Source organism: Bradyrhizobium sp. (genome assembly GCF_016462955.1).
Classification (GTDB): domain Bacteria; phylum Pseudomonadota; class Alphaproteobacteria; order Rhizobiales; family Xanthobacteraceae; genus Bradyrhizobium.
Genome location: NZ_JAEMSD010000652.1, coordinates 1 through 3,207, shown reverse-complemented (window position 1 = coordinate 3,207; position 3,207 = coordinate 1). Strand labels below are relative to the sequence as shown.

The 3,207-nt window shown below is 63.6% G+C and carries 2 protein-coding genes and 1 pseudogene; all 3 read right to left on the bottom strand.

The window, feature by feature from the left end; genetic code table 11:
* On the bottom strand, positions 1-2,066 hold a 2,066-nt coding region (gene rpoB / locus JHD07_RS36285), incomplete at its 3' end, for a DNA-directed RNA polymerase subunit beta (RefSeq protein ID WP_291630930.1).
* 519 nt (positions 2,067-2,585) lie between these two features.
* Complete coding sequence (rplL, locus tag JHD07_RS36280) at positions 2,586-2,963, bottom strand: 50S ribosomal protein L7/L12 (protein WP_291553859.1); 378 nt, start codon at positions 2,961-2,963, stop codon at positions 2,586-2,588.
* 54 nt (positions 2,964-3,017) lie between these two features.
* A pseudogene (locus JHD07_RS36275) lies at positions 3,018-3,207 on the bottom strand (50S ribosomal protein L10); the annotation flags it as partial.

Genomic DNA, 3,207 nt, shown 5'->3' with positions numbered 1-3,207 from the left:
CGGTTGGCGTCGTCGTTCTCGAGGAACGGGATCAGCGCCGCGGCGACCGAAACCAGCTGCTTCGGCGACACGTCCATGTAGTCGACCTTGTCGGGCGTCATCGGCACGACGTCGCGGGTGCCGCTCGAGCGGCAGACCACCAGGTCTTCGGTGAAGCGGCCCTTGGCGTCGACCGGCACGTTGGCCTGCGCGACGGAATAGCGCCCTTCCTCCATCGCCGAGAGGTACACGACCTCGTCGGTGACGCGGCCGTCCTTGACCTTGCGGTACGGCGTCTCGACGAAGCCGTACTTGTTCACGCGCGCGAAGGTGGCAAGCGAGTTGATCAGGCCGATGTTCGGGCCTTCCGGCGTCTCGATCGGGCAGATGCGGCCGTAATGCGTCGGGTGCACGTCGCGCACCTCGAAGCCGGCGCGCTCGCGGGTCAGACCGCCCGGGCCAAGCGCCGAGAGGCGGCGCTTGTGCGTCACTTCCGACAGCGGGTTGGTCTGGTCCATGAACTGCGAGAGCTGCGAGGAGCCGAAGAACTCGCGCACGGCGGCAGCCGCCGGCTTGGCGTTGATCAGGTCCTGCGGCATGACCGTGTCGATGTCGACCGAGGACATGCGCTCCTTGATCGCGCGCTCCATGCGAAGGAGGCCGATGCGGTACTGGTTCTCCATCAGCTCGCCGACCGAACGCACACGGCGGTTGCCGAGATGGTCGATGTCGTCGATCTCGCCCTTGCCGTCGCGCAGATCCACCAGCGTCTTGATGACGGAGAGGATGTCTTCCTTGCGCAGCGTGCGCTGGGTGTCGGGCGCATCGAGGTCGAGGCGCATGTTCATCTTGACGCGGCCGACCGCGGACAGGTCGTAGCGTTCGGCGTCGAAGAACAGCGACTGGAACATGGCCTGCGCCGATTCCAGCGTCGGCGGCTCGCCCGGACGCATCACGCGGTAGATATCGAACAGCGCGTCCTCGCGCGTCATGTTCTTGTCGGCCGACAGCGTGTTGCGGATGTAGGGACCGACATTGACGTGGTCGATGTCGAGCAGCGGCAGCTCCTTGTAGCCCTGCTCGTTGAGCGCCTTCATCAGCTTGTCGGTGATTTCCTCACCGGCCTCGGCGTGGATCTCGCCGGTCTTGGGGTTGACGAGGTCCTCGGCGACGTAGTTGCCGACCAGTTCCTCGTCGGCCAAGCGCAGCGCCTTCAGCCCCTTCTCCTGGAGCTGGCGGGCAGCGCGGACGGTGAGCTTCTTGCCGGCCTCGAGAACCACCTTGCCGGTGTCGGCGTCGATCAGGTCGTTGACGGTCGAGTAACCGCGGAAGCGGTTGGCGTCGAACGGAACGCGCCAGCCTTCCTTGGTCCGCTTGTAGAGGATCTTCTTGTAGAAGGTGGACAGGATCGCCTCGCCGTCGAGGCCGAGGGCGAACATCAGCGACGTCACCGGAATCTTGCGACGACGGTCGATACGCGCATAGACGATGTCCTTGGCGTCGAACTCGATGTCGAGCCAGGAGCCGCGATACGGGATGACGCGGGCGGCGAACAGCAGCTTGCCCGAGGAGTGGGTCTTGCCCTTGTCGTGGTCGAAGAACACGCCGGGCGACCGGTGCATCTGGGAGACGATGACGCGCTCGGTGCCGTTGACGATGAAGGTGCCGTTCATCGTCATGAGCGGAATGTCGCCCATGTAGACGTCCTGCTCCTTGATGTCCTTCACCGACTTGGCGCCGGTTTCCTCGTCGATATCGAACACGATGAGGCGCAGCGTCACCTTGAGCGGCGCAGCGAATGTCATGCCGCGCTGGCGGCACTCGTCGACGTCGTATTTCGGCTGCTCGAACTCGTAGCGGACGAATTCCAGCATCGAGGTGCCCGAGAAATCGGAAATCGGAAACACCGAGCGGAACACCGCCTGCAGACCCTCGTCGAGACGGCCGCCCTGGGGTTCATCGACCATCAGGAACTGGTCATAGGACGCCTTCTGAACCTCGATGAGGTTCGGCATCTCGGCAACTTCCTTGATGTGTCCGAAGAACTTGCGAACGCGTTTGCGACCGGTGAATGTCTGCTGCGCCATCGTGGCCTCTCATTTTCGTCGCCCGCTTTGGGCGCGCCCTCCGGACCGCGGCTGCCACCGCTTCCCGGGTTGAATCTTTCGAACCCGTCTTGAGGGCCCGAGGCGCAGTTTCAGGCACCAATGTCCTGAATCTGTTCTTCAGACCTTCAAAACGCAAAACGACGTGCGGGGCGCAGATGCGCACCCGCCCGTCACAACCATCCTCTTCACGGACTGCAAAAGCCCGAAATAGTCTGATCTCCCAACGGCTTACAGGGAAATCCGGCCTCCCTGCCCACCGCGCTTTCGTGCTGCCGACCCGATATGGGGCGACAATAGTGCAGATTCGAGGGTTAAACCCGCAAATCCCCACACTTTTTCGTGTTTGGCTCGCGTCGGGACGTTCCGTCGCACGCCTTTTGCATCTGGCCCCGCCTTCCTTCAGATCGTCATGGCCGGGCTGGACCCGGCCCTGACGATCGTGGGACGCGCTCCCGGGTCTCGCTTCGCGAGCCCGGGATGTCGCCGAAGTAACTTGCGTTACTTCAGCTCAACCTTGGCGCCAGCCTTCTCGAGCTGGACCTTGAGCTTCTCGGCTTCGTCCTTGTTCACGCCTTCCTTGACAGGCTTCGGCGCGCCCTCGACGAGGTCCTTTGCTTCCTTCAGGCCCAGGCCGGTGATGGCGCGAACTTCCTTGATGACCTCGATCTTCTTGTCGCCGGCGCTGGCGAGAACGACCGTGAACTCGGTCTTCTCTTCGGCCGGAGCGGCAGCGGCGCCACCGGCAGCCGGGCCGGCAACGGCGACAGCCGCGGCAGCCGAAACGCCCCACTTCTCTTCGAGGAGCTTCGCGAGTTCGGCAGCTTCGAGCACGGTGAGGCTCGAAAGGTCGTCAACGATCTTCTGCAAGTCAGCCATTGTTCAGTTCCTTACGTGTCAGTCTGGTTCGGGTTTGAGTATTTGCGAAGGGCGTCAGGCCGCTTCGCCCTTTGAGGCATGAGCCTGGATGACGCGCGCGAGCTTGCCCGCGGGCGCGTTGGCGAGCTGGGCCAGCTTGGTCGCCGGGGCCACGATGAGGCCGACGATCTTGCCGCGCAGTTCGTCAAGCGACGGCAGCGAGGCAAGCGCCTTCACGCCGTCGACATTCAGGACGGTCTTTCCC